The 232-nt window shown below is 62.1% G+C and carries 1 protein-coding gene; it reads right to left on the bottom strand.

What is annotated here, in order from left to right:
• Nucleotides 1–232: Ig-like domain-containing protein (locus B0W55_RS29500; RefSeq protein WP_139341024.1), on the bottom strand; the 232-nt coding region annotated here is incomplete at both ends.

Genomic DNA, 232 nt, shown 5'->3' with positions numbered 1-232 from the left:
GTAGGTGTAGGTGCCGTTGGCGTTCAGCACCAGGGTGCCGTAGGTGCCAACGAAGGTGCCCGGAGTGATCGGGCCTGAGTTTTCTCCAACCGTCACACGGTCAGCGCCCTGCACGTCGTTGGTCAGCACGTTGCCGTTGAGGGTCAACAGGGTTTCCGACGCGGTCGACGCATTGCTGTCATCGACGCCCTTGGGCAGGTCATCGACGATGTTCACGTCCAGGCTGCCGTTG

It is taken from the genome of Pseudomonas sp. KK4, from assembly GCF_001984065.1.
Taxonomy (GTDB): domain Bacteria; phylum Pseudomonadota; class Gammaproteobacteria; order Pseudomonadales; family Pseudomonadaceae; genus Aquipseudomonas.
This window is presented reverse-complemented; position numbering and strand designations above follow the sequence as displayed.